Genomic DNA, 26,230 nt, shown 5'->3' with positions numbered 1-26,230 from the left:
CGAACACGCTATCGGGAACTACGGGCACTGGGTGTGCCGGAATTTGCGGTTCACATCATGGCCAACTCCCGTTGCGGGGCATGGGAAATGGCCCGCAACCTAAACAATGCCCTTGATACTTCCTATTGGGAAGCACAAGGGCTGAAAAGTTTGCTTGTACGTTATCTGGAACTTCGTCAACCTTTTGGAACCGCCTAGTGCGGACCCGCATGCTAGGTGGTGTGAGAGGACGGGGGTTAGCCGCCCCCTCCTACTCGATGGAATTGAGGATCAGCGGTAGCCAAACACCGCTTCACCGGACCGGATTTTTACATATGCTAAAGCAACGCCACCGGAAAGGGGAAACACAACTTGTCAATGTACAATACGATTATGACAAAAGCCCCGGTCAATAAAGAATTGAAGTAAAATGTCCGACCAGTAAGAAATAGTTGGGTGCTCCCCAGGAGCACCTCAGCCTGTAGATCAAACTACAGCCGGATCAGTCCAGGCGGGGAACATTGTTTTCCGCGTTCGCCGTTTGATAATGCTGCCGGACAATCTCTTCAAATATGTTTTTTTCATTTTTCGGGTTGGATGCCTGTTGGTTTGGCAGGGCTTGCATTTGCAATTGGTTGAGGTCGCTCCGGGTGAGCGGTTTGGCGTGTTCCATCAGCTCATACCCAAGCTCCCCGTTGGCCTCGATCGTCGCCGTTTTCACGTCTGAGATGCAGGAAATCCCTTTTTGCCGCAGGCGCATTTCCAATTGGTTTTGCGTCATCCGCAGTTTTGACAGGTTTTGGGTGATCACTCGACCATTGTGGATCACCAGTGTGGCATTCCCAATCAGGATTCGTTCGAGAAAATTAAACCGAAACTGGATGAATTGAAAGAAAATCAATACCGCCACAAAGACGGCGAGCACCACCACCGTTTGCCACAATTCGCTTTCATGAATCGCATGTCCCATCGTGGTGCCGATCGCGAGAAGCGTGATTCGCTCGATGGTGGTCATCTGGGAAACCGACTTTTTCCCGGCGATCCTGAGCAGCACCATACTCGCGCACATCAAAATGACCGCTTCCCACAGAAACTTCATGTCCTGGCTCCTTTAATGGCAAATGTAAAATCGGGATTCATTGCAACCACCTTCCCTATTTTTCCCGAACCGCTTCCAATTATTTGTCGGCGACAACAGCCGCCCGCTTGTCGTGACCCAAAGTGCAATTCGTATAAGTGGTACCGCCGGAACATATACTGTATAACACTTTGGGGCTTGTTGACAGCGAATGAAAGGGTGAGGGGGTTGTACCGGTACGCGATCGGTACTGGCAAGCTGTTTGACCGGCTCGCCTGTTATCTGGAAAGGGAACTGCAGGAGACGCGGGCCGCTGGTGTCTCGTTCACGGCCGGCAGATATCGGCTGGGCGACCACTGGTATTTTACATTGGAACTGAACAATCGGGACCGGATCGAAACGGTACAGGCTGCTCTTGCGAAGGCGTTGGCCGATTTTTTGTCGCTTGAATGGGAACGCGCCTGCATCCGCCAACAGATTGCGAAGGCATATACATACTACGATGCGGACGAAGTCGATTATCTGACCGAACAAGCGGTGCACTATTTGTCCGCCTACCGGCGGCCGAGTGCCCGCTTGCCTCGCAGGGTGGAAATCGAACTGGAAATTCGCGATTATTTGCGTGAGCACTCGGTGTTGAATATAGAAGGAATGGTGTGGTTTCGCCTGCGCCAGTTGGCATACGACCGGGTGCATGCGATCGAACGGGCGATTGATGAATATTTGATGGATCGGGAATATCAGGAATTCGTCAATCTGTTGCGGGACTTTTTGCGCGTACAGCACTCCCGTTCTCCCCTGATTCACCTGATTGTGCAGCCAAACCGGATGCTTCTGGTGAATCACGACGGATGTCCGATGACACATGCACATCCGGAGGAGGTAGCGGAAGATCAGACCGATAAGGATCAGCAACAAGCAGATATGGTCATTTCCACCTTGATTACGATGGCCCCGGCTCAGTTGCGGCTGCACCTGCCAGGCCTGATGCCGGATGATACAGCGCTGGTGGAAACGGTGAAACGGGTATTTGCGGAGCGTTTGCATATGTGCAAGGGGTGCGCGCTTTGTCAGGCTACTTTGGAGATTTGTGACAATGGGCAATTTCCTCTTGACTATTCGAAATAAACTCATTATCATATGTGTCATTACAACGGATATGCAACAAATGGCGATGATCGAGGACACCGTTCATTTGCACGACTCCCAGAGAGAGGGTGCCGGAGGCTGCAAGCACCCTTGTGAAACGGCAAATGGATGACCCCCTCGTAGCTTCCCGAAGGAAGCTGTCTTCCTGCTGGCACGCGGTTGCAGCAAGCGCCGCCCGGCGGTCGGCTGGGGGCAGTCAGTATTTCGGGACGGAATCCCTCCGTTATAGGGGCAAATGAGGATCCGGAGCCAGTCCGGATTGAAGCAAGGTGGAACCACGTGAGCAGCGCGCTCTCGTCCTTGCGGACTTCGTGTCCGCGGGAATGAGGGCGCTTTTTCATTGATTCTGCAGTCTACGTATAAAGGAGGAACGTAAAATGGCAGTCGATGTGGAGAAACAAATCAAAGTCGAACTGAAAGACGGTTCCGTCAGGACCTATGCTGCCGGCACGACACTGCTGGAGATTGCGTCGTCTCTGTCGCAGCAATTGAAAAAGAACGCGGTGGTGGGGAAACTCAACGGCAAGCTGGTCGACCTGACCACGCCTGTAACGGAAGACGCAAAAATCGAACTGTTCACGTACGACGACCCGGAAGGACTCGAGACGCTGCGTCATTCGACCGCGCATTTGCTGGCACAGGCGGTGGCCCGTCTGTGGCCGGAAGTGAAGTTTGCGATCGGTCCGGTGATCGAAGACGGGTTTTACTACGATTTTTCCGGCCGTTCGTTCTCGCCTGACGATCTACCGCTAATCGAACAGGAAATGCAGAAAATCGTCAAGGAAGATCTGCCGATCCGCCGGCAGGAGATCGCCCGCGAAGAAGCGCTCAAAATGTTCGAGGAGCGGGGCGATCGTTTCAAGGTCGAAATCATCAACGACCTGCCGGAAGATGCGGTGATTTCCATTTATACGCAAGGGGAGTTCACCGATCTGTGCACCGGCCCGCACCTGCCGTCGACCGGCTGCATCAAATCGTTCAAGCTGCTTTCGATCGCCGGCGCCTACTGGCGCGGTAACGCGGAAAACGAAATGCTGCAGCGAATCTACGGCACCGCTTGGCCGAAACAGTCGCAGTTGGAAGAATACCTGCAGCGGCTGGAAGAGGCGAAGCGCCGCGACCATCGCCGGATCGGCAAGGAACTGAAGCTGTTTACGCTGTCCAAGGAGGTCGGGCAGGGGCTGCCGCTGTGGCTGCCCAACGGTTCCCGCATCCGGCGGACGATCGAGCGGTACATCGTCGATCTTGAGGAGAGCCTCGGCTACGAACATGTCTACACCCCACACTTGGCGAGTGTGGAGCTGTACAAAATTTCCGGGCACTGGGACCACTACCAGGAAGACATGTACCCGCCGATGAAAATGGACAATGAAGAACTGGTTCTGCGCCCGATGAACTGCCCGCATCACATGATGCTGTACAAAAATGAGCTGCGGAGCTACCGCGATCTCCCGCTGCGGATTGCGGAACTGGGCACCATGCACCGCTACGAGATGTCCGGGACGCTGTCAGGCCTGCAGCGGGTACGGGCGATGACGCTGAACGACGCCCATATTTTCTGCCGGCCCGACCAGATTAAGTCGGAGTTCAAGCGGGTGGTGGAGCTGATCCAGCGGGTCTACAAGGACTTCCGGATTGAGGACTACTGGTTCCGCCTGTCGTACCGCGACCCGAACAACACCGAAAAATACTACCAGGACGACGAAATGTGGGAAAAGGCGCAGTCGATGCTGAAGGAAGCGATGGACGAAATGGGTCTCCCCTATGTGGAAGCGGAAGGGGAAGCGGCGTTCTATGGGCCGAAGTTGGATGTGCAGGTGAAAACGGCGATCGGCAAGGAGGAAACCCTGTCCACCGCGCAAATCGACTTCCTGCTGCCGGAACGATTCAACCTCGAGTACGTCGGCGAAGACGGTAAAATGCACCGTCCGGTTGTGATCCATCGCGGCATTTTGAGTACGATGGAACGGATGACCGCCTATCTCATCGAGGTGTACGAGGGAGCGTTCCCCACCTGGCTGGCGCCCGTGCAGGCGAAGGTGCTGACGATTTCACCGCAGTTTGAGGAATACGGGCAAAAAGTCTATGAATACCTGAAAAGCAGGCGGATCCGCGTCGAATTCGACAACCGGAACGAAAAGATCGGTTACAAGATCCGCGAAGCCCAGATGCAGAAGATCCCCTACATGCTGGTGGTGGGAGCGAAGGAAGCGGAATCCGGCACTGTCTCCGTACGTAAACGCGGGGCGGGTGACCAGGGCGTGCAGAAGGTTGAGGAAGTGGCGGAAGCGATTTTGCGGGAGATTAAGGACCGGAAGTGACCGGCTTACCGGGCGGCGCTTGGCAAATGGGCGCTGCCCGGATTTTTTTGTGTGGTGTTGCAAACCGGAGCTTGGCTGAGAAAAACGGTCATGGCAGGAAAATAACGGATGTAGCAAGCTTTCACATGCAAAAAAAGACAATTGCTGGACTCGCTTCTTGCAGGCGGGAAGAGTATGCTTAGTTCAATAGTCCAGATCAAGGCCTAATCCCGTCGCGGGAACGGAGGACCCGATTGTTTGGGGTTCATCCTGCGCATGCAGGAGGGATGTTGATCCTTGCCATCCTACCCGTCAGCTAACTTCGTCGGCCAAAGCAAGGGGGAGGAAAATTGGCTCTTTTTCTTCGGTGCAACTTTCCCTTTCGGGTTGAACGGGGAAGCATGTGCCGTTTTTTTGTTTTTCCAAAACTGGGCATTCTACTGTTGTACGGTTTGGGGTGGAAAGAGGAGGACTCAGATGAAGCAATCACTTGAGAAGTGGTTGACCCCTGCGCGGATTCTGACTGTCGGCTTTGCAGCCCTGATTCTGGTCGGGGGTGCGCTGCTCAGTCTGCCGATCGCTTCCAACAGCGGAGTCGGTCTTAATTTTTTGGACGCCTTGTTTACGGCCACTTCCGCCACATGCGTGACCGGTCTGGTGGTGGTCGATACGTTGACCCAATTCAATTTGTTCGGACAGCTGGTGATCCTGACCTTGATCCAGGTCGGCGGACTTGGGTTTATGACGGTCGCCACCTTTATCATTATTTACACCGGCAGACGGATTGGATTGAAAGAAAGGTTGGTCATCCAGGAAGCGCTCAACGTCAATTCGATGGAGGGCGTGATCCGGCTGGCCCGCAACATCGTTTTGATCACGGTCGGGATCGAACTGATTTTTGCTGCGATCCTCGCTGTCCGCTTTTCGGTGGAGATGCCGGTCGGTCAGGCGATTTACTATGGAATCTTTCACGCGGTCTCCGCTTTTTGCAATGCGGGGTTTGACCTGTTTGGCGACTTTAAAAGTTTGACTGGTTTCGTGGACGATCCGACGGTCAACCTGGTGATCATGCTCCTGATCATTCTGGGAGGGCTGGGCTTCACAGTGCTGGTCGATCTGTGGAAGGCGCCAAAACCAGCGCGCTTGTCGCTGCACTCGAAACTGGTGCTGACGATGACAAGCGCATTGCTGCTGATCGGTGCAATCGGCTACTTCTTGTTGGAGATGCACAATCCGAAGACGCTCGGGTCGCTCGGTTGGGACGGCAAAATTCTCGCCTCGCTGTTCGCATCCACCACCGCCAGAACGGCCGGGTATGCGACGATCGATTATGGTTCGATCACGGATGCTTCGAAATTGTGGACGATTTTGTTAATGTTTATCGGTGCTTCACCGGGGTCGACGGGGGGCGGTATCAAAACGGTTACGACGATCGTGATTTTGCTGCACGTGTATAGCGTCATCACCGGCAAGGACACCACGTCTGCGTTCCGCAAAAGCATCGATCTGAAAACCATTTACAAATCGTTTGCGATAGCCGTTGTTTCCGCCATCATGTTGCTGGCTGTCACTTTTACCTTGACGATCACGGAGCAGAAAGAATTCATCCGGCTTTTGTTTGAAGCAACGTCCGCGTTTGGCACGGTCGGTTTGTCGACCAATTTGACGCCCGAATTGTCTCATGCCGGCAGAGCGATTCTGATTTTGATGATGTTTGCCGGCCGGGTCGGACCGCTCACCCTGGCGCTGGCCTTGGCCGCCCGCGCACAGGACAAAGCATTGATCAAATACCCGGAAGAAAAATTGTTCGTGGGCTAGGAGGTTTCTTTCATGAAGCAGTATGCGGTGATTGGGATGGGCCGCTTTGGAACGAGCGTGGCGAAAACGCTGTATGAGATGGGATATGAAGTGCTCGGCATCGACACGAATAAAGACCGTATCCAGGATGCGGTGGATTTTGTGACGCATGCGGTCACAGCTGACTCAACCGACGAGAACGCCCTGAAAGCATTGGGAATTCGGAATTTTGACGTGGTGGTGGTGGCGATTGGCGCCGATATCCAGGCTTCGATCATGACCACATTGATTCTGAAAGAGTTGGGCGTTAAAAAAATCGTGGTGAAAGCGCAAAGCGAGCTGCACGGCAAGGTGTTGGAAAAAATCGGCGCCGATCGGGTGGTTTACCCGGAGCGGGACATGGGAGTCCGCGTTGCGCATAACCTGATTTCGCCAAACATCCTGGATTATATCGAACTGTCGCCGGAATACAGCATGGTCGAGATTGTGGCCAACGAAAAGATGGTCGGCAAGACGCTCGCCGAGTCGGATATCCGGCGGAAGTTTGGCTGCACCGTGATGGCGATCAAATCGGGCGATCAGATCAACATTTCGCCGATGGCGCAGGATAGGATCAAACAAGGGGATGTGCTGGTCGTAGTCGGCAAAAACGAAGATTTGCAGGAACTTGAGGAACAGGCGTAGCTGCGCCTGCCTCCGATTGGGCCGGCAGTCGTGGCAGAACTCGGTTCGGTCGGACGCAGGCCAAATGTTGTCTTGTGAAAGAAAGGGGATTGCAGGTGGAACGGATTACATCTTCACGTAACAGTCGTGTTAAAGAATGGGCGGCTTTAAAGCAGAAAAAGTTCAGGGATCAGACCGGCCGATTTTTGATCGAAGGCATTCGGCTTGTCGAGGACGCGGTGGAATCGGGGGCGCCGCTGGAAACGGTGCTGATTCTCGAGGAGCTGCTGCCGACCGGACGGGTCGACCGGATTCTCAACGGGTCCCTTTCGCTCGGCGCGGAACTGATCCAGGTCAACCAGGCGGTGATTGAGCATGTGGCAGATACCAGGACGCCGCAAGGCGTGATCGCGATCGGCCAGCAGTATCAGCATGACTGGCAAGGCTTGCTCGCCGCCAGGCAGAATCCGTTGTATCTGGTGGCGGATGCGGTTCAGGATCCGGGAAATCTCGGCACGATGATTCGCTCGGCGGATGCGGTCGGGGCGACGGCGGTGTTTGTCGGAACGGGCAGCGTGGACCTCTATAACCCGAAAGTGGTTCGGGCGACGATGGGATCGCTGTTTCATTTGCCGATTGTAGAAGTTTCCTTGCCAGAATTGCTGCCGATTTTGCGGGAACATCAGGTGACCGTCATCGGCACTTCGACCGATGTCGAAACGGATCTCTACTCGCAAGATTTGGCAGGCGGGATCGCGGTTGTGATCGGCTCCGAGGCGCATGGTATTTCCGAGGAAATCCGACAAGCGATCGACCGTTGGTTGTCGATTCCGATGCCCGGCAAAGCCGATTCCTTGAATGCTGCCATCTCTTCGAGCGTGATTCTGTACGAAGCGCTGAGGCAAAGAAGGGTGAAGGAGTAGGCGCGTAAGGAGGTGGCAGGATGAGATATGACTTTGACCGGGAAATCAATCGTCTGAACACTGCCAGTGAAAAATGGGACGGTTTGGAAGCGCGCTTTGGCGTGAAGAACGCAATTCCGATGTGGGTGGCGGACATGGATTTTATGTCTCCCGCGCCTATCATGGAAGCGTTGCAGCGGCGGGTGGCACACGGCGTCTTCGGTTACACGATGAGACCCGATTCGTATTATGACTCGATTGTCGAGTGGCTGAAAAGAAGGCATGATTGGCACATCGAGAAAGAATGGATCGCACATGGTCCCGGTGTAGTGCCGGCTCTTTCCGTGCTGATCGGAGCGTTTACACAACCGGGCGATAAAATCATCATCCAGCCGCCCGTCTACCATGCGTTTTTCCGCATCATCCGGGGGCAGCAGCGGGAAATCGTCAACAATCCGCTGAAATGGGAAAACGGGCGCTATACGATGGATTTTGACGATCTCGAAGCGAAAATCGACCCGGCCGTCAAAATGCTGATTCTTTGCAGTCCGCACAATCCGGTGGGGAGGGTCTGGAGCTGGGAAGAGCTTGCGCGGTTGGGGGAAATCTGCGGGCAGCACAACATTCTCGTCATTTCGGACGAAATTCATTTTGACCTCGTGTACAGGCCAAACAGGCATATCCCTTTTGCTTCCATCTCGCAAGAGTTTGCCGACCGCTCGATCACCTGCATTTCGCCCAGCAAAACGTTCAACCTGTTGGGGCTGCAAACCGCCAGCGTCATTATTCCGAACAGCCAGCTTCGCCGTGCGTTTCAGCGGGAGATCGGCCGGTTGGCCATCGGTTCGCCCAACACGTTTGGGGTCGTCGCCCTGGAGAGCGCCTATCGCCACGGCGAAGAATGGTTGGAGCAGTTGATCGAGTATCTGCAAGGAAACGTGGATTTGGTCAGCCGTTACTGTCAAGAACGGATTCCGCAAATCAAAGTGATCGAGCCGGAAGGCACCTACCTGGTCTGGCTGGATTGCCGGGAATTGGGGCTTTCCGCCGGAGAGCTGGACCGGTTTATGCTTGACCGGGCGAAGGTGGCAATGAATGGCGGCCATATGTTTGGCCAAGGCGGCGAAGGGTTTATGCGGATGAATATCGCGTGCCCGCGCGCCCTTGTGGAGCAAGCGCTGCGGCAAATCGAGCAGGCGGTCCAATCGCTGCACGGGACAAAATAAACACGCGAAGCAGGGAACGGCGAAACCAGGAACTCCTTGCGTTCCGCATGCGGCTGTACTATACTTAAAAGCAAAATTCCAAACGCGAACAGCAATGCAGGAGAGAGTACGGACAGCGTATGCCCTTACAGGGAGGAGATGCCACAGACTGCGAGCATCTCCAGGGATAACTGGGCCGGAAGTTCACTCCGAAGCTGCCGCCTGAACCAGATCCGATTTTTCGATAAAAATCGGTGATCTGCAGTAGGGTGGGCCGGGATGTTCCCGTTATCGCAAATGAGAGAAGCAGACGACCGTCTGCTTAATAAGGGTGGTACCGCGGAATCGAACAGCCTTTCGTCCCTTGCCGGATGAAAGGCTTTTTACTTTGTGAGTAGGAGGATCCACATGAAGGAGCAGCTGCAGAAGTTGCGCGAGCAGGCGATGGACGAGTTGGCGAAATGCGAAGCGCAAAACGAACTGACAGAGTGGAAAGTGCAGTATTTGGGCAAAAAAGGGGAGCTCACCTCGATTCTGCGAGGGATGGGGCAATTGTCTCCGGAGAAGCGCCCGCTGGTCGGACAGTTGGTAAACGACGTCCGTTCCGCTTTGGAACATGCCTATGAGCAGAAAGAAGCGGAATTGAAGCGGAAAGCGCTGGAAGAAAAACTGAAAGCGGAAGCGATCGATGTCACGCTTCCCGGGCGGATGGTTCCCGTCGGTGTTGTGCACCCGCTGAACCGAGTGATCCGGGAGATTGAGGACATTTTTATCGGACTCGGTTTCGAAGTGGCGGAAGGGCCGGAAGTGGAAACCGATTATTACAACTTTGAAGCGCTGAACATCCCGAAAAATCATCCGGCCCGCGACATGCAGGACACCTTTTATCTGACGGAAGAAATCCTCATGCGGACGCACACCTCGCCGGTGCAGGTGCGCACGCTGGAGGCGAAAAAGGGAACCGTGCCGGTTCGCATCATTTGTCCCGGCCGTGTCTACCGGCGGGACGACGATGACGCAACCCATTCCCACCTGTTTACGCAGGTGGAAGGGCTGGTCGTCGATCGCCAGATCCGGATGAGCGATCTGAAAGGGATTTTGCTGACATTCGCCCGCCAGATGTTCGGTCCGGAGCAGCAAATTCGCTTGCGTCCCAGCTATTTTCCGTTCACCGAGCCGAGCACCGAAGTGGATGTCACCTGCATGGCATGCCGCGGGGATGGCTGCCGGATTTGCAAGCATACCGGCTGGATTGAGATTTTGGGCGCTGGCATGGTGCATCCGCGCGTGCTCGAGATGGCTGGCTATGATTCGGAAACGTACACGGGCTTCGCGTTCGGTATGGGGGTCGAGCGAATTGCCATGCTCAAGTATGGCGTCGACGATATCCGCTATTTTTATGTGAACGATGTTCGTTTCCTCAAGCAATTTGCGAGTCGCTCGTAAGGGAAGGGATTGTCGATGAAGATTTCATACAACTGGTTGCAAGAGTATATCGATCTGGGACCGGACATGACACCGGAAAAGTTGGCCGATCTGTTGACAAACCACGGCATCCCGGTGGAAGTGATCGAGCAGTTGAACAAGGGGATCGAGAATGTTGTGGTCGGCCACGTGCTGCAGACGGAACCGCATCCGAATGCGGACCGGTTGAAAGTCTGCACGGTCGATGCGGGAGGCCCCGAGAAGCTGCAGATCGTGTGCGGAGCGCCGAACGTAAAGCCTGGGCAAAAAGTGCCCTGTGCCGTGGTGGGAGCGGAACTGCCCGGCGGCGTCAAAATCAAACGGGCGAAACTGCGCGGCGTCGAGTCGCAGGGGATGCTCTGTTCCGCCGGCGAATTGGGAATGGACATCCGACTGCTGCCGAAAGAGCAAACGGAAGGCTTGTACATTCTGCCGGACGATACGCCGGTCGGGGAGTCGATTTTGCGCGTCCTCGGGCTGGATGACGTCGTATTGGAACTGGAGCTGACCCCGAACCGGGCCGACTGTTTGAATTATCGGGGTGTCGCCTACGAAGTGGCGGCGATTCTCGGCAAACAACCGAAATTTGCCTGGACGGAACAGGCCGCGGAGACTGGCAATCCGGCTGTTTCGCCCTCAAGTGATAGCCAGGCCGGCCCGCCGCTGGTCCGGGTGCGCATCGAATCTGCCAACTGCGCGCGCTATGCGGCGCAAGTGGTAAGGGGAGTCAAAATCGCCCCGTCCCCGCTCTGGCTGCAGATGCGGCTGCTGACAGCAGGCGTTCGGCCGATCAATAACATCGTGGACGTGACCAACTATGTGATGTTGGAATACGGTCAGCCGCTGCACGCGTTTGATCTGGCCGAAATCACCGAATCGACGATCGTCGTCCGCCAGGCGGAAGAGCAGGAAACGATTGTCACGCTGGACGGCCAGCAGCGGACGCTCGATTCTTCGATGCTGGTGATCGCCGACGCGAAGCGGGCGATCGGCATCGCCGGGGTGATGGGCGGCGAAAACTCGGAAGTGCGCGGCTCCACCACCGATATCGTTCTGGAAGCGGCCTCTTTTGATGCGGGTTCCGTGCGGCAAACGGGCAAAAAATTGGGTCTGCGCTCAGAAGCGCAAATGCGGTTTGAAAAAGGGATCGATCCGACCGTGCTGCGTCCCGCTCTGCAGCGAGCAGCTTGCTTGATCACGGAGTTAAGCGGCGGCGAATTGGCCGGCCCGCCTGTCGAGGTGGTGCAGCAGCCGGCTGAAGAGCTGGAAATTCAATTGCGCGTCAGCCGTACCAATCAGATTTTGGGCACAGACCTGACGGTGGATCAGATCGGGGCAATTTTGACAAGGCTCGGTTTTGCAACCGTGACTGTCGACGCTGACACATTCCGCGTCACGGTGCCGACCCGCCGGCCCGATATCACGCGCGAGATCGATCTGATCGAAGAGGTCGCAAGGCTGCACGGATATGATAAAATCGATACGACGATGCCGGAAGGCGTGCTGTCGCAGGGAGGGCTGTCGAAACAGCAGCGGCTCCGCCGGACGATTCGTGAACTGCTGACCGGAATGGGCCTGTTGGAAGTGTTGACCTACAGTTTCACCAACCCGACCTGGCTGGAGCCGCTTGGCCTCGAGGAGTCGTCGCCACTCCGTCAACAGCTGCCGCTGGCGCTGCCGATGTCGGATGAGCGCAAAGTGCTGCGGACGACCCTGCTGCCCAGTCTGGCGGAAGTGGTGCAATACAATCTAAACAGGAAAAATTTGGATATGGCGCTGTTTGAGATCGGCAAAGTGTTTTTTGCGAAAGATCTGCCAGTCACCGAACTGCCGAGTGAAGATGTGAAAGTGGCCGCGATTTTCACCGGTGCATTCGGCGGTCTGGCGATTGGGGAGAAGCCGCGCAAAGTTGATTTTTACACGGTCAAGGGAATTGTCGAAGCACTGCTGGCGAATCTGGGAATCAAACAGGTTCGCTATCAACCGGCGGCAGTTCCCGGCATGCATCCCGGCCGAACTGCATCGGTGGAAGCGGGAGGTGTAACACTTGGCTTTCTCGGGGCGCTGCATCCTGAGGTGACGGAAGCGTGGGACCTGAAGGAAACGTACTACTTCGAGCTGAATCTGGCGGCGTTGGAAGAAGCGGCGGAAGACAAAATCCTATTCCGCGCGTTGCCGAGATTCCCGGCGATCGAACGGGACATTGCGGTCGTCGTTCCGCTCGATGTGCCGGCAGGTTCGCTCGAACTGGCGATCCGGGAAGCGGCCGGCGAACTGCTGGAAGAGGTGCGTCTGTTCGACGTGTACCAGGGAGAGCAGGTGGAGACAGGCAAAAAATCGGTCGCCTTCTCCCTTGTCTACCGGGCGGAAGACCGCACGCTCACCGACGAAGAAGTGCAGGCGAGGCACAATCGGGTGATCGAGGCGCTGGAAAAAGGATTCCAGGCGGAGCTTCGGTCGTAGCCGGCAGCAAGAAATTTCGATCCCAAGGCGCAGATGCATGTCAGTGGGATGTTTTTGGGCCAGATATTTGCAGGATTTTGCTCTTTCTGAGACGAACATAACAGAGACGGGAACAAAAGGGGGCGGGTCCCTTGCAGAAAGAGGAAACCAATCGAATTCGCGTGGATATCTACGGACAGGAGTATCAACTTCGAGGGAAAGCCTCAACGGAGCACATCAGGCTGGTAGCCGGCCTGGTGGACGACAAGATGCGCGAGATCGCTCGCGGCAACCCCCGCCTGGATCTGAACCGGCTGGCGGTGTTGGCGGCGGTCAACATCGCTGATGAATACTTGCGCTTGCGCCAGGAATATGAAGAACTGCTGAAACTGCTGGAGCGGTCGGCCGAGCGGCCGCCAGGGAGACCGGATCGTGACGATCACTGATATCGCGCTGCTCGGAATCCTGCTGTTTTTTGTCTGGAACGGCTATATGACAGGCTTCGTGCTGCAGGTGGTACGGTTTGTCGGAGGGTTTGTCGCGTTTTGGGCTGCCAAAACGTACAGTCCTCCGATCGCGGCCTGGCTCAAAAGCGTGTTGGGCCAGCCCGGCGGAGCTTTTCCGGGAGACCCTATCGGATACACCGGCATTGGCGGCGGATTTGCCGGTACTCTGCTGCAGGACGGATACGGCATACTCGCCTTTGTCCTTGTATTTGCCGCCGGTTTGTTGTTGACCCAGCTGGCGGGGCGGGTCGTTGACCTTGTCGTTTCCCTGCCGGGACTTTCCTTTGTGAACCGGGTGGCGGGATTGGTTGCAGGTTTGCTGATCGGATTTCTGATTTTGGTCGTGGCGGTCAATGTGGCCTACGTTCTGCCCATCCCCAATCTGCACACTGCACTCGAAGGCTCACAGGTTGCGTCCGCCCTGTTGCATGCGGGGTTGAGCAAGATGCTGTTTGCAAAGTAACCAATATCTCTGGTTGTCGCAGGAAAGCCAGTGAAATCCTTGTCCGGGATTCGCTGGCTTTTTTAATCGCATTGGCGGTCACCATCCCCTGAACCCATTGTTGATTCGCCTGTGTCTATATGGCGGGAAGCGGTGTACATGAGAAAACGAACAACCGGTTTGCTTTTCTCTTTGTTGCTGATTGGCTGTTCCGCTCACACAAGGGGAAGCGGCGCCATACGGCACATGGAAAGGAAGAGCACATCAAAGCCATTGTGTGAAGTCAATTGTCACAGCCGGCGAGGGAGGAAATGGACGGTTCCTGAAATGAGCATCGGCCGGCATGTCAACATGCGCGGCCAACGCTCACATTCGCTTATCTGCGATCATCCGCCCGTTCGCGGTTGCGTTCGCCAGCCGGTTCGCTCCGCAGCACATTGCCGGGAACGAATAGATCGATGACTCCGATCACGAGCGATGCCAGCAGCGCTCCCAGGATCGTCACCCGCATGCCGGGCACAAACCATTGGGCGATGTAGATGACGACAGCGGAAGCGATGAAACCGGAGATCCCTCTGCCGAACGGCGACACTTCCCGCCCGAACAGCCGCTCGATTACCCAGCCGAGCGCCGCGATCACAATAGCTGCAAGGATCGCGCTGAAAAACGTAAGCCGTCCAAAACCGGGAACCAGATATCCGACAACCAGCAGGACAATGGCTGAGACCACAAATCGAACGACGGTACCGATGAAGTTGTTCATCACCAAACGCCTCCTTTGGGTTACAATAGGTAAGGGTCCAGCTCACAAGTAGTTTCTGCATGATCGCTGGATTCTATCGCAGAGAAATCTTGCTACAGGAGGAAATTCCATGAATCAACGGGTGCTTCGTGTACTCGAATACCATAAAATTGTCGAACAACTGATCCGCCAGGCGAGCACGCAGATGGGGAAAGAACTGGCTGGCCAACTGCAGCCGTTTGCCGGAATTGACGTTGTGCAACAAGCGTTGGCGGCTACCGAGGAAGGGAGGATGGTGTACCGCCTGAAAGGGCTGGTGCCGCTGGGAGGCATCCGGGATATCCGGCAAGCGGTCAAACGGGCAGCGGTTGGCGGCACACTTGATGCGAAAGGACTGTTGGATGTCGCCGATACGATTATGGCGAGCCGCCGTTTGCGCAAATTTGTTTTGGATCTTGCGGAACAGCAGCCGATTCCGACTCTGCAAAGGTTGGCGGAGGAACTGTTCGAACTTCGTCCGCTTGAGGAAGAGATCCGTGCGGCGATCGACGACAACGGGGAAGTGGTCGATGACGCGTCTCCCGAATTGAAGAGCGTGCGCAACCAGATCCGGCAAACCCAGGGGAGAATTCGCGAGAGGCTGGATGCGATTCTGCGTAGCCCGGAGTCGCAAAAAATGCTGCAGGAAGCGATCGTGACGATCCGCAACGACCGCTATTGCATTCCGGTGAAAGTGGAGCACAGGGGTGCTTTTGGCGGGATCGTGCACGACCAGTCCGCATCCGGAGCGACTCTGTTTATTGAGCCGGCTGTTGTCGTTCAATTGAACAACAGTCTGCGCGAACTGGAGCTACAGGAACGGCGCGAAGTGGAACGAATCCTGGCCCGTTTGAGCGGTCTTGTCGGGAGCGAGGCGGACGTTTTGCAATCCGGTCTGGCCGCTTTGGGTGAGATCGATTTTATTATGGCCAAAGCGCAGTTGGCTCATCAGATGAAAGCCGCCTTGCCTGCTGTGAACGATCATGGGCGGATTCGCCTGAAACGGGCGGTGCATCCGCTGCTGGAGCGGGACAAGGCGGTGCCGATCGATGTTCGGCTGGGGGACGATTTCAATCTGTTGATTATCACCGGGCCGAACACGGGCGGCAAGACGGTCACGCTGAAAACAATCGGGCTGCTGACGCTGATGGCGATGTCGGGGCTTTGCATCCCGGCTGACGAAGGCAGTGAGATCTCCGTGTTTGCCGAGGTGTTTGCCGACATTGGCGATGAACAAAGCATCGAGCAGAGTTTATCGACGTTCTCCAGCCACATGACGCATATCATCGAGATTCTGGAAAAAGCGGACTCCCGCTCCCTGGTGCTGCTCGACGAATTGGGGGCGGGCACCGATCCTGCGGAAGGGGCGGCGCTGGCGCAGGCGATTCTCGATTTTCTGCGCAAGCGCGGCGTCAAAACGGTGGCCACCACGCACTACAGCGAACTGAAAGCGTACGCCTATTCGCATCCGGAAGCGATCAACGCATCGGTCGAATTTGATGTGGAGAGCCTGCGGCCGACCTACCGCCTGCTGATCGGGGTTCCCGGCCGCTCCAACGCGTTTGCCATTTCCGAACGGTTGGGGCTGCGCAAGGAGATTATCGAGGACGCCAAGTCGCGCATGCATGCGGACAACATCCAGGTGGACGAGCTGATCCGCCGGTTGGAAGCGAATCAGCTGCAGGCGGAACGGGATCGCCGAGAGGCGGCGGAGCTGCGCAAGGAAACGGAAGCGTTGCGGGCGGAGCTTGAAAAAGAGCGGGAACAGTTGTGGCAGCAGCAGCAGCGGCTGATCGAACGGGCGGAGGAAGAAGCCCGCGAAATCGTGCGGAAAGCGGAACGGGAAGCGCAGTCGATCATCCTGGAACTGCGGCGGATTCGGCAGCAGGAAGGCGCCAATGTGAAAGAGCATGAACTGATCGAGTTGCGCAAAAAACTGGAAGAGGCCGCACCTGCCGGCCGCGAACGTCGCGTTCAGAGGAAAACGGCGGAGCAGCAGGAGCTTCGAACGGGAGATACGGTCCGCGTGCTGACGTTCAACCAGAAAGGCACGGTGCTGGAAGTTGGCGCAGGGGAAGCGCTTGTTCAAATCGGCTCGATAAAAATGAAAATCAAGTTGTCCGATCTGGAGAAGATCGAGGAGAAAAAACAGGATACGCGCGGCATGGTGAAGCGCAAGTCGGATGAACCGACGCGGCTGGAGTTGGACTTGCGCGGCGCGACGGTGGAAGAAGCGACGTATGAGATCGACCGCTACCTGGACAGCGCCGTGATGGCCGGCTTGTCGCAGGTGTCGATCATCCATGGCAAAGGCACGGGCGCGCTGCGGGCGGGGGTGCACGAATTTTTGAAGAAACATCCGCAGGTGCGCTCCTTCCGCATCGGCGAGCATGGGGAAGGGCACACCGGAGTGACGATTGTGACATTGAAATAAATCAGGCCTCTGCAAACGCTTTTTACGGACCCGCGTGCCAGGTGATAGGAAGAGGGTTAGCTGCCCCCTCCTACTCGATCGGCGGAGGGGGAAACTAGACCGGGTGGTTCCTGCGCCGTTCGGTTCGGCTGGCTGCCCATTTTTGCAGCGCTTGGCCAAGCCATACGAGAGTTACAACCACGATCACGCTGAACAGCACGTTAAACAGGAACAGATGCTTCCCGAGATCCGCTTCCCCGTCGCCAAGCAGGGGCGTTACAAACTGCATGGCGGCCATCAGCGCCAGCATCAGCCAAAATTCGGCCAGCAATTTGCCGTTGGGCTTGCCGGCCCGGCGGTGCTGCCGCCAGAGCAGAGCGACAAACAGCAGAAAATAGCCGATGAACAGCCAAACCGATTTGGGAATGACATGTTTCAGTGTCCACGTCCATTGGCTGAACTGGTGGCTGACCGCAAGCGGTCCCTTATTGGCGCTTTTTTCGTAGGTGCCGAGGTAGAACTCAAGGTTGAGCGAATTGTGTGCCACTACGTCCAACTTGTGCAGGAAACGGACCGGGTGAGTCAGGTAGAATTTGACCACTTTCGACCTGTTCATGCGGTCATAGAACCCATTTTGAAACGATTCGCTCGTGATGTCGATCGGTTTGTTCGGCGTGAAGTAATGGGTACCGGCGAGAGCCGCGTACTGCCCGGGCAACCCCAGCTCTCGCAAATCGGCCAGCGGTGTCGGAGAGTCTTTCAAAATCCCGTAAAACACCGTCTGATACGTATTGATCCGATCATACGGATTCAATGACGACATCACGACTGACACGACGAAAATGAAAGCGGACCAGAGAGCGATCGTCCGCTTCCATTTTTTCTCCCCGTGGAGTTGTGCCAACCGCCAACCGAACAGGGGCAGCAGCAAGCCGAGCAGCCCATTTTGCACTTTCGCCAGCACCAGGCACAAGGCGGTGAGGAAGAAGCCGTTCAGGATCCGGTAGTCCGGTCTGCCAGCAGGGGCTCGATCCGGCAGCAGGTGCAAGGCAAAACCGATCATTGCCAGCAGGAAAATCAAGGACGAGCTTTCTGAGAAAAACGAGTTAAAATAGGCAAAATATCCGACATCGACGAAACCGAAACCGAGCAACAGCGCGATCCATCCTCTCCCGGCTACGCCTTGTCTGCGAAAGCCGGTGACGATTAACAGGATCGCGGCCAGAAATGAAATGGTATGGACAAATCCGAGCGAGCGGATGTCAAATGTCGTTGGGGACATCCACAACCGGTTCACCCACAATGCGATTTGCAAAAAAAGAATTTCCGTTGACACATAGGAACCGAGTTTGCTATCACCGACGGCAAACTCGCGATTCACATAGTTGAAATATTTCTGTTGCGGGTCATCGGTTGTGTATTGCAACCCTCCCCAGCTCATGATCCGTTCAAAATCCCCATTATTCGCCAGCCCGATGATAGGAGGCAACAGCAGCTGGGAGACGAGAACGAGCAGCATGGCGAGAAAAACCAGCAGATCCAGGTAGCCGAATAAACGTTTCATGTACCTCTCCTTTTATGAACGATTCTTGATGGAAAGCGAAGGGGCTGCGGGACCCGGCGGCGGACCGCCGGAAGCTTTGACCGCAGCGGACGGTGGAGATGTCACCGAACCGTTCTTGGCGGCCACTTTGTACCAGACGTTGCTGCCGCTTGCCGTGATGTCCTGGTAACTTGTGCCTGACAAAGTTGCCAGTTCTTCAAACGAGTTGCCGTCCAAGCTTCTGTACAGGATGTACTGGGCGGCCCCGGGAACCGGCTGCCAGGAGACCGAAATGCCTGCCGGACTGCTCACCGCTCTCAAACCGGAAGGAGCATTCAGGGCGGCTCCCCCGGGAACTGCCTGCACGGAACCGGATGCCGGTTGAATCACTCCATTGGCAACGGCGGCCACCTGGTAATAATAGGTCGTTCCAGCTTGTACCGCGGTATCCGTATAGGCGGTGCCGTTTACAAGGTCGGACACCACTGCATACGGACCAGCCGGTGACGTCGAGCGGAGAATCATGTATCCGCTCGCCCCTTCGACTGCTTGCCAACTCAATGAAACCGATGTCGGCTCAGTCCCGGTCACCTTCAGGCCGACAGGTGCCGGCAGGCTCGCGGACAACTTGTCGTCCTCGAATTCCTTTGGCAGCTCCAGATTCGCATCCCACGGTTTATAGCGCGGATCTCCGTAGGGCAGCGGATACGGCTCCCGTTTAATGAAGATTCCTTCCTTCACAATACCGCCGAGTGCGGCCGTTTTGTCGTTCAGCAAATATTTTTTGCCGTTGATCTCGACATATTTGACTTTCACCATCACATCGCACGGTTCCTTCGGCTCTGTGCCCTGCACGAACAGGTCGGTTGTCACCGTGCCGAGCGCCCGGCACAAATCGGTCGGGATTTTGCCGGACTTGGTACACACCTCCCGCCGGACCACGCCGTTTGGCATTGGCGCGAAGCCGTCCGCTTCCACGTCCATTTTTTCATACACGCGATCCATGATCTGGTTCCACAGAAGCTGCGGACGAATCCCCCTGGCATCGATGCCGCGTGGATCGACTAAGCGGTCCATCGGATAGGGGATGTCATACCCCACCCAGATGCCCAAAGTGATGCCCGGCGTGAAGCCGATGAACCAGGAATCGGTGGTGCCGTCTGTCGTACCCGTTTTGCCGGCGATCAACCTGTTGGGAAAATGGGATCCGACGATCGATGCTGTCCCTTTCCGCACCACGTCCCTCATCATATCGACCAGCACGTAGGCGGTTTGCGGCGAAAAGACTTTCGTTTCCTTCGGGGTGTGCTGATACACGACTTTGCCATTGCGGTCGACGATTTTCGCGATCAGGTGCGATTCTTTCCAAACCCCGTTGTTCGGAAACGTCGAGTAGGCGCTGGTGGCTTCCTCAACCGTCAGTCCGTACGCGAGTCCGCCGATTCCCGATACGAGATGCTCATCGCTTTTTTGTAAGGTGGTGACTCCCATTTGCTTCACGTAATTCAGCCCAACAGCCGGTGTCACCATTTGTGTCCCCTTGATCGCCGGGATATTGTAGGAACGCAGCAACGCTTCTCGAACAGTGATCAGCCCGTGGAACTGGCGATCGTAGTTCATCGGAAAATAGTTTCCGCCAGGTGCGCTTCCGTTGGCGAGCGATATCGGAACATCGTCGATCACCGAGCCGGGCGCGAGCAGTTTCTTTTCCGCCGCCGGTCCATACACGGAGAGCGGTTTCATCGTCGAGCCGGGTTGTCGCGGCAGGATCGTGTGGTTGTTTTGATCGCGGGTGAAGTCTCGGCCGCCGCCGACCGCGAGGATTGCGCCCGTTTTGTTGTCGAGCAGCGTGGCGCCCGCCTGTTGGATGGCGTCTTTCACTTGCTGCCCGTTGTTCGCCGTATAGCTGATCGGGTTGGCATAGAAGTTTTTGTTGTTGCGCAGCACCTCATCGACTGCGTCCTGCAATTGGCGGTCGATCGTCGTGTACACTTTGTATCCGCCTTTGAATAACGCTTGCCGCGCGTCATCAAGGCTGTTGTACGCGGCGACGGTCATCAATTTTTCGGCCGCCCGCTGTTCCACTTCCGAAATGACGAATGGATAATTGCCGTAGCGGGTGGAGGTTGCTTGCGGTTTGATGATCGATGCCTTGATGTCGAATGCACGAGCTTGCTGGTACTCGGCCTGCGTGATTGTACCCGATTCGAGCATCTCTTTCAACACGTACTCTTGGTATTCCAAAGCCTTGTCCAAATTTGTGTAAGGGCTGTGCTTGCTCGGGTTGTTCGTCATGGCCGTAAGCAATGCCGCCTGCGCCAGGTTCAGTTCTTTCGGGTCCTTGCCGAACACCGCCTTGGATGCCGCCTTGATCCCGTATATGTTGGTATCGCCCGCCTTGCCGAAATAGATCCAGTTCAAATAATGCACGAGAATTTCATCTTTGGTCATCACCCGTTCCAGCTGCAAGGCGAGGTACATTTCCTGCACTTTACGCTTGATCGTTTGCTCCTGTGCGGGAAAAATCACATTTTTCACCGTCTGCTGGGTGATCGTGCTGGCACCCGACATAATTCCGCCGCCGATCAAGTTCTGGTACACCGCCCGCAGAATGGCCAGCGGGTTGACGCCGAAATGGTTGTAAAAATCTTTGTCTTCCGCCGCCAGATACGCGTTGACGATATGCGGGGACACTTCCTGCAAACTTTTGATCAGTTCCCGGTTCCCGTCCGACTGCAAGGAGCCGAGCAGTTCTCCGTTGCGATCATACACGTTGGTGGTGGCGGACAGGTCGGAAAATGCCCCTGGGTTAAATGCCGGAGCGTCTTTTACCAGGTAGTAGGCGTATCCGGTGCCGGCCGCGAGCCCCAGAATGAACAGCGACAAAATGGAGAGAAGTGTGATCTTGATCCACGGACGAATCTTTTTCTTTTCTTTTTTGGCGGAAGCCGTCTGCTCCGGTGCCGCCGCTGTCTGGTCGTTGGTCATCTCAGTTCCCCCTTAATTGTCTCCATTATACCAAAATTGGAAATCGTTTCGAGAACCAGAGCGACCTGTTTTGACAATGTTCGGCAACGTATGCTACATTTCAGATAGCGGAAAAGAGGGCAATCGCGCGAATAACAGTGGATGTAGTATTCCCTTTCCAGCGGCAAGACTCGCTTTGCCAAGGGAGGGTTTTATTTTTATCAACGGGGGACAGAAGTGTGATGGATAACGAATTTGCTGCATCAACCGATCCGAAAATCGAAGCGGAAGTGCAGAGGCAATTGTCGGTCATCCGACTCGGAACAGCCGAAATCGTACCGGAGGACGAGCTGGTGAAAAAGTTGCGCCGTTCGATTGAAACCAACCGGCCGCTGGTCGTGAAACTGGGGGTCGATCCGTCAGGAGCGGATCTGACGCTCGGGCACACCGTGGTGTTGAATAAAATGCGCCAGTTGCAGAAGCTCGGTCATCGCGTGCAGCTTTTGATCGGCGATTTCACGGGGATGATCGGGGATCCGACGGGCAAATTGGAAACCCGCAAACAACTGACCCGCGAACAGGTGCTGGAGAACGCGAAGACGTATGCGGATCAGGCATTTAAGGTGCTGGATCCGGAGAAGACGGAAATCCTGTATAACTCCGCCTGGCTAGGGCGCTTGACGTTTGCCGATGTCGTCCGGCTGGCATCGACGATGACGGTCGCCCGCATGCTGGAACGGGAAGATTTTCAAAAACGGTTTGCCAACAATCAGCCGATCGCCCTGCACGAATTTTTGTACCCGCTGATGCAGGGGTACGATTCGGTCGCGATGCAGGCGGATATCGAGTTGGGCGGCACCGACCAGAAATTCAATCTGCTGATGGGCCGCATGCTGCAGAAAGAATTCGGACAGGAACAGCAGGTGGCGATTATGATGCCGATCCTGGAAGGGATTGACGGTGTGCAGAAGATGTCGAAGTCGCTCGGCAACTACATAGGCATTCATGAACCGCCGAAAGAACAGTACGGAAAAACGATGTCGATTCCGGATGAATTGATGCTCAAATATTTTCAGCTGGTGACGGACGTCCCGCCGGACGAAATTGAACGGATGCGGACCGGCCTAGCTGACGGTAGCCTGCACCCGCGCGATGTGAAAATGCGTCTGGCCCGCGAGATCGTCACCCGTTTCCATGGCAGCGAGGCGGCGCAAGCGGCGGAAGACCATTTTAAAACGGTGTTTCAACAAGGCGCGATTCCCGAGGAGGTTCCGGAGATTCGCCTGCAGCCCGGAGACTATTGGATCGTCAAATTGCTGACGGATGCGAAGCTGTGTGCCACGAACGGGGAAGCGAGACGAATGATCCAACAGGGCGGGGTGCGGATCAACTCGCAAAAAATCGACGATGTGGACGCCCGGATTGAACTGGAAGACGGCATGATTCTGCAGGTTGGAAAGCGTAAATTCGCGAAAATCCGCATTTCGTAAACATTTTTGAAAAAATTTGCGTAGGCGCTGCAGGAAAATGACGAAATTCATCCAATTTCATGTAGGGTGCTTTGTTTTTTTCGAAATTAGGCTCATATGGTGACGTGCGGTTAATCAGATGAATGAAGGGGCGTTCATTTTGCAATGGGTGCTTGGGGGAATTTTTCAGAAACGATCATCGAGCACATTCAATCCGGGGTCATTCTATTGGACAACGATGGACGGATAGCTGACCTCAACCGGTTTGCGGCCGATCTGCTGCAAATCGACAAAGCGGCATGGATCGGCCGAAGTGCTTGCGATTTGTTCCCTGAGCTGGATATGAGTGTGATTCGGCGGACACAAATCGAAAAAACGGCGATGCAGATCGAACAACTGCGGTTTCAACGGGAGGATCAGGAGCTGTTGTTGTCTGCCGAGGCAGCCCCGCTGATCGTGTTGGGCCAACCGGTGGGTGCATTCTTGACCTTCCAAGATCGCACCCAGTTTCAAGCGGTTTACAAAGATGTGCTGCGTGTGGAGAGGCTGGCCGTAATCGGAAGCATGGCGGCGGGTACGGTGCACGAAATCCGGAATCCGTTAACGACCATCAAAGGGTTTCTGCAATTGTTTGAAAGAGACATCAAACAGCTTGCCGTTATGGGGCTGGTGCAAAAGAATTTTGTCGACAAATGCGCCGGCATGTTTCCACTGCTGTTCTCGGAAATTCAGAAAATCGAGCGGATCCTGAGCGATTTTCTGCTCATCAGCAAACCGCAGGAAGTACGGTTTCAAGCGATCCAGATCAACGATCTGTTGCATGAAGTGCTGCCGCGGATACAGGAATGCGCCCTTTTCCACAATGTCCGTATCGTCTGTGAATTTCCCCGCAAAAATCCGAAGTTTTTCGGAGACCGCGACGAACTGGCGTGCGTCGTCATGAATCTTGTGGAAAACTCGCTGGAGGCGATCGAACATGACGCCGGCGAGATTCGGCTGTCGGTAGAAGTGTTCGACAATTATTTCCGGTTGACGGTGCGTGACAACGGCACCGGCATGCCGGCTGACCAGATTGGCTCGGTGTTTGATCCGTTTACCACCACCAAACCTGACCGGCCGGGATTGGGATTGTCGATCTGTCAACAGGTGATTACCCGTATGGGTGGCCATATCTCGATTACAAGCGAACTGGGCGTGGGGACTGCGGTGCATATCGAACTGCCTTGTTTTCGGGAAGAGGGTTCGAGTTTCCAGGAAATGCGGCCTGATGCGAACGCCGTTTGAACGAGGGGCGTGAATTCACCAGTGAATTCACGGCCTTTTTTCGTGGGGGAATTTGACGGCAACCGGTTGTGGTTGGGGAAGAATGGGCGCGTTCCCGATCAGGCCGATTTTTCTTATTGTACTGCCTGACCTTCCCGGTTCATACAATGAACCGAAGGGGGAGAGGCGTCCATGATCAGATTCGGCAGGAGACGACGCATGCGCCTGCGCAAGCCTGTGAAACGTTGGAAAGTGGTGGTGGCAACGGGGATGCTGCTGTTGATCGGAATCGTGATCCAGACGTTACTGTTTTTGGAATATAACCTGCAACCGACGTTTGTCCAAATCGCTGAGAATTACACGCGCAAAATCGCGACAGAGGCGATCAACGACGCGATCACCAAGAAAGTGGCGGAAGAGACCGATTATGAGCAGATCGTTCAATTTTATAAGGATGACCGCGGTAACATCCGTTCAGCCGTTTTTAACATGGTGGAGGCCAACCGGATCAAAGCCCAGACCACGAACCGTGTGCAAAGCGTGTTGAAGGTGTTGGAAGAACAGGAAATCAAGCTGCCGGTCGGTCAGGCGTTTCATTCGACCATTCTGGCGACATTCGGCCCGGCGGTGCCGATCAAAATCGTACCGATGGGCACGGCCAAATCGGACCTGGTGCCCGCTTCCGAGACATTGGGTATCAATCAAACAAAACATTCCTTGACGCTGAATATTCACGTGCAGGTGAACGTGGTGATTCCGTTTGTGACGCGACCGGTGGATATTGAAACACAGATACCGGTTGCTTCTGTTGTGATGGTGGGGGACGTTCCCACGTACTTTCTGGACGCCAAAGGGGTGCCGTTCGTTCCATCCGGCATGGCACCTGTTCCATCGCCTTCCTCGAAGTGATCTCCGTTTTCGCACGGAGGTTTTTTGTTGGGGACGGCTTACTGCGTGTTTGTGAGACGATGCGAGCTTTTGGTGCTATTTCTGCCGCTTGGTGTATAATTCAGCCAGAGGGTGAGAGTTGAGAGTTGTATGAATGAGATCACGAGGCGGTTTGTCGTTTTGTTTAATGAGGAAGAGGATTTTTACGAATGCCACGAGATTTTTGAATGGGCTTGGAAACAGACGGACGATCCGATCGACGGTCCGTTTTACAAAGCATTGGTGCAGGTGGCAACCGCTCAGTTCAAGTTGAAAAAAGGGGTGCTGTGCGGGGTGAGGAAGTTGTATCAGTACGCCGCTCCGGCATTGGACAGCTTGCCGGACGTTGTGCAAGGGATCGATGTGGCCAGGTTGCGGGAAGATTTTCGACGGCAGGTTCGTTCGTTGCCCGCCAAAGATTATATTGCAGAAGGCGAGTATCCACAGTACAGGATGCAAGTGATCAAGATCCATTGGGCCGAGACATGAACCTTTTGGATTAAGAAATCATCAGTTTGTGCTTGAAAAGGTGATGCAGCGGCTGGCAGAAGGGGAGGGAGCGGTATTTTTGCGCGTTTTTGTTATGGAATGTGCATTGAGTTGTCAAGTTGACCGTGTTATCATAGCACTTGTCGTCGCGAGAGGTGCGGAAACGTGAAGCGAACGGCGATAACAAAAGCATGTGATACGAAGTTAGAAATTGCCAGTTGCAATGGCAATGCGATTGTGGTAAATTGATAGTTGTCGCTGTTGAGCGGCAGCAACCAGATTCGTAATTTGGGCTCACAAGGGCAAGTGCCCAGGGTGCACATCATCCTGATCCAAGTCGTTCTTTGCACCCAATGGGCACAAGTACCCAAATGGCACAAGTCGCGCCAAGGCGGCGAAGCCGCCAGGTCGCGCTATGTAACGCTAAGGCCCTGAAGGGCCAAGTCGTTCT

The 26,230-nt window shown here is 55.3% G+C and carries 19 protein-coding genes, 1 pseudogene, 1 riboswitch and 1 other annotated feature; of the genes and pseudogenes, 16 read left to right on the top strand and 4 right to left on the bottom strand.

Features of this window, described 5'->3' with window-relative positions; all coding sequences use genetic code 11:
* A pseudogene (locus C230_RS21825) lies at positions 1-198 on the top strand (group II intron reverse transcriptase/maturase); the annotation flags it as partial.
* 283 nt (positions 199-481) lie between these two features.
* Here C230_RS21825 and C230_RS0104180 read toward each other — a convergent pair.
* Positions 482-1,078 carry a DUF421 domain-containing protein gene (locus C230_RS0104180; protein WP_018130784.1) on the bottom strand — a complete coding sequence of 199 codons (597 nt, stop codon included), beginning with the start codon at positions 1,076-1,078 and terminating at the stop codon, positions 482-484.
* A 207-nt stretch (positions 1,079-1,285) separates the two neighbouring features.
* Between C230_RS0104180 and ytxC the strand changes: the two genes are divergently transcribed.
* The 10 genes from ytxC to C230_RS0104130 all read left to right on the top strand — a co-directional run bounded on the left by ytxC (position 1,286) and on the right by C230_RS0104130 (position 13,948).
* Positions 1,286-2,185 (top strand): putative sporulation protein YtxC, encoded by a 900-nt coding sequence (ytxC, locus tag C230_RS0104175; RefSeq protein WP_018130783.1) that lies wholly within the window; start codon positions 1,286-1,288, stop codon positions 2,183-2,185.
* A gap of 398 nt (positions 2,186-2,583) precedes the next feature.
* On the top strand, positions 2,584-4,527 hold the full coding sequence (thrS, locus tag C230_RS0104170) for a threonine--tRNA ligase (protein ID WP_018130782.1): 1,944 nt from the start codon (positions 2,584-2,586) through the stop codon (positions 4,525-4,527).
* Positions 4,528-4,717: 190 nt separating this feature from the next.
* Positions 4,718-4,852: riboswitch (cyclic di-AMP (ydaO/yuaA leader) on the top strand.
* A 131-nt stretch (positions 4,853-4,983) separates the two neighbouring features.
* Positions 4,984-6,324 carry a TrkH family potassium uptake protein gene (locus tag C230_RS0104165; RefSeq protein WP_018130781.1) on the top strand — a complete coding sequence of 447 codons (1,341 nt, stop codon included), beginning with the start codon at positions 4,984-4,986 and terminating at the stop codon, positions 6,322-6,324.
* Between the two features lie 12 nt (positions 6,325-6,336).
* Positions 6,337-6,987, top strand: coding sequence for a potassium channel family protein (locus tag C230_RS0104160; protein ID WP_018130780.1), 651 nt, complete (start codon positions 6,337-6,339; stop codon positions 6,985-6,987).
* A 95-nt stretch (positions 6,988-7,082) separates the two neighbouring features.
* A complete protein-coding gene (locus C230_RS0104155) occupies positions 7,083-7,889 on the top strand; it encodes a TrmH family RNA methyltransferase (RefSeq protein ID WP_018130779.1) in 807 nt (268 codons plus the stop codon).
* A 20-nt stretch (positions 7,890-7,909) separates the two neighbouring features.
* Complete coding sequence (locus C230_RS0104150) at positions 7,910-9,094, top strand: MalY/PatB family protein (RefSeq protein ID WP_018130778.1); 1,185 nt, start codon at positions 7,910-7,912, stop codon at positions 9,092-9,094.
* 85 nt (positions 9,095-9,179) lie between these two features.
* Positions 9,180-9,441 (top strand) — a binding site (T-box leader).
* 40 nt (positions 9,442-9,481) lie between these two features.
* On the top strand, positions 9,482-10,519 hold the full coding sequence (gene pheS / locus C230_RS0104145; protein WP_018130777.1) for a phenylalanine--tRNA ligase subunit alpha: 1,038 nt from the start codon (positions 9,482-9,484) through the stop codon (positions 10,517-10,519).
* A gap of 15 nt (positions 10,520-10,534) precedes the next feature.
* Complete coding sequence (gene pheT / locus C230_RS0104140; protein WP_018130776.1) at positions 10,535-13,000, top strand: phenylalanine--tRNA ligase subunit beta; 2,466 nt, start codon at positions 10,535-10,537, stop codon at positions 12,998-13,000.
* Between the two features lie 131 nt (positions 13,001-13,131).
* A complete protein-coding gene (gene zapA, locus C230_RS0104135; RefSeq protein ID WP_018130775.1) occupies positions 13,132-13,425 on the top strand; it encodes a cell division protein ZapA in 294 nt (97 codons plus the stop codon).
* Positions 13,412-13,948, top strand: coding sequence for a CvpA family protein (locus C230_RS0104130; RefSeq protein WP_018130774.1), 537 nt, complete (start codon positions 13,412-13,414; stop codon positions 13,946-13,948). Before zapA ends, C230_RS0104130 begins: the two co-directional genes overlap by 14 nt.
* 355 nt (positions 13,949-14,303) lie before the next feature.
* Here the strand turns inward: C230_RS0104130 and C230_RS0104125 are convergent, their stop codons facing one another.
* Positions 14,304-14,690, bottom strand: a complete 387-nt coding sequence (locus C230_RS0104125) for a phage holin family protein (RefSeq protein WP_018130773.1) — start codon at positions 14,688-14,690, stop codon at positions 14,304-14,306.
* Positions 14,691-14,799: 109 nt separating this feature from the next.
* Between C230_RS0104125 and C230_RS0104120 the strand changes: the two genes are divergently transcribed.
* Positions 14,800-17,142, top strand: coding sequence for an endonuclease MutS2 (locus tag C230_RS0104120; protein ID WP_018130772.1), 2,343 nt, complete (start codon positions 14,800-14,802; stop codon positions 17,140-17,142).
* Positions 17,143-17,236: 94 nt separating this feature from the next.
* On the opposite strand, the gene wsfD is transcribed toward C230_RS0104120, so the two are convergent.
* Both wsfD and C230_RS19405 read right to left on the bottom strand, forming a co-directional pair.
* Complete coding sequence (gene wsfD / locus C230_RS0104115; protein WP_018130771.1) at positions 17,237-18,685, bottom strand: glycan biosynthesis hexose transferase WsfD; 1,449 nt, start codon at positions 18,683-18,685, stop codon at positions 17,237-17,239.
* A 12-nt stretch (positions 18,686-18,697) separates the two neighbouring features.
* Complete coding sequence (locus tag C230_RS19405; RefSeq protein ID WP_018130770.1) at positions 18,698-21,652, bottom strand: transglycosylase domain-containing protein; 2,955 nt, start codon at positions 21,650-21,652, stop codon at positions 18,698-18,700.
* Positions 21,653-21,873: 221 nt separating this feature from the next.
* Here C230_RS19405 and tyrS point away from each other — a divergent pair, with 221 nt between their 5' ends.
* The 4 genes from tyrS (at position 21,874) to C230_RS0104090 (ending at position 25,779) form a co-directional block, all read left to right on the top strand.
* Complete coding sequence (gene tyrS / locus C230_RS0104105; RefSeq protein ID WP_018130769.1) at positions 21,874-23,121, top strand: tyrosine--tRNA ligase; 1,248 nt, start codon at positions 21,874-21,876, stop codon at positions 23,119-23,121.
* A 144-nt stretch (positions 23,122-23,265) separates the two neighbouring features.
* Positions 23,266-24,384: a two-component system sensor histidine kinase NtrB gene (locus tag C230_RS0104100; protein ID WP_018130768.1), complete on the top strand. Its 1,119-nt coding sequence runs from the start codon at positions 23,266-23,268 to the stop codon at positions 24,382-24,384.
* A 198-nt stretch (positions 24,385-24,582) separates the two neighbouring features.
* Complete coding sequence (gene yunB / locus C230_RS19400; protein WP_018130767.1) at positions 24,583-25,272, top strand: sporulation protein YunB; 690 nt, start codon at positions 24,583-24,585, stop codon at positions 25,270-25,272.
* 129 nt (positions 25,273-25,401) lie between these two features.
* Positions 25,402-25,779, top strand: coding sequence for a DUF309 domain-containing protein (locus tag C230_RS0104090; RefSeq protein ID WP_018130766.1), 378 nt, complete (start codon positions 25,402-25,404; stop codon positions 25,777-25,779).
* The last annotated feature ends 451 nt before the right edge of the window (positions 25,780-26,230 follow it).

It is taken from the genome of Effusibacillus pohliae DSM 22757 (assembly GCF_000376225.1).
In the GTDB taxonomy this organism is placed as follows: Bacteria; Bacillota; Bacilli; order Tumebacillales; family Effusibacillaceae; genus Effusibacillus; species Effusibacillus pohliae.
Note: the sequence above shows the minus strand (reverse complement) of the source record. Positions and strands in the feature narration are given on the sequence as shown.

Excerpts from the sequence above, each read along its gene's own strand:
- C230_RS0104120 (WP_018130772.1), top strand. The coding sequence starts at position 14,800 with ATGAATCAACGGGTGCTTCGTGTACTCGAATACCATAAAATTGTCGAA.
- wsfD (WP_018130771.1), bottom strand. The coding sequence starts at position 18,685 with ATGAAACGTTTATTCGGCTACCTGGATCTGCTGGTTTTTCTCGCCATG.
- C230_RS0104160 (WP_018130780.1), top strand. The coding sequence starts at position 6,337 with ATGAAGCAGTATGCGGTGATTGGGATGGGCCGCTTTGGAACGAGCGTG.
- C230_RS0104125 (WP_018130773.1), bottom strand. The coding sequence starts at position 14,690 with ATGAACAACTTCATCGGTACCGTCGTTCGATTTGTGGTCTCAGCCATT.
- C230_RS0104165 (WP_018130781.1), top strand. The coding sequence starts at position 4,984 with ATGAAGCAATCACTTGAGAAGTGGTTGACCCCTGCGCGGATTCTGACT.
- thrS (WP_018130782.1), top strand. The coding sequence starts at position 2,584 with ATGGCAGTCGATGTGGAGAAACAAATCAAAGTCGAACTGAAAGACGGT.
- C230_RS0104090 (WP_018130766.1), top strand. The coding sequence starts at position 25,402 with ATGAATGAGATCACGAGGCGGTTTGTCGTTTTGTTTAATGAGGAAGAG.
- C230_RS0104100 (WP_018130768.1), top strand. The coding sequence starts at position 23,266 with ATGGGTGCTTGGGGGAATTTTTCAGAAACGATCATCGAGCACATTCAA.
- tyrS (WP_018130769.1), top strand. The coding sequence starts at position 21,874 with ATGGATAACGAATTTGCTGCATCAACCGATCCGAAAATCGAAGCGGAA.
- C230_RS0104150 (WP_018130778.1), top strand. The coding sequence starts at position 7,910 with ATGAGATATGACTTTGACCGGGAAATCAATCGTCTGAACACTGCCAGT.
- pheS (WP_018130777.1), top strand. The coding sequence starts at position 9,482 with ATGAAGGAGCAGCTGCAGAAGTTGCGCGAGCAGGCGATGGACGAGTTG.
- yunB (WP_018130767.1), top strand. The coding sequence starts at position 24,583 with ATGCGCCTGCGCAAGCCTGTGAAACGTTGGAAAGTGGTGGTGGCAACG.
- pheT (WP_018130776.1), top strand. The coding sequence starts at position 10,535 with ATGAAGATTTCATACAACTGGTTGCAAGAGTATATCGATCTGGGACCG.
- C230_RS0104180 (WP_018130784.1), bottom strand. The coding sequence starts at position 1,078 with ATGAAGTTTCTGTGGGAAGCGGTCATTTTGATGTGCGCGAGTATGGTG.
- C230_RS19405 (WP_018130770.1), bottom strand. The coding sequence starts at position 21,652 with ATGACCAACGACCAGACAGCGGCGGCACCGGAGCAGACGGCTTCCGCC.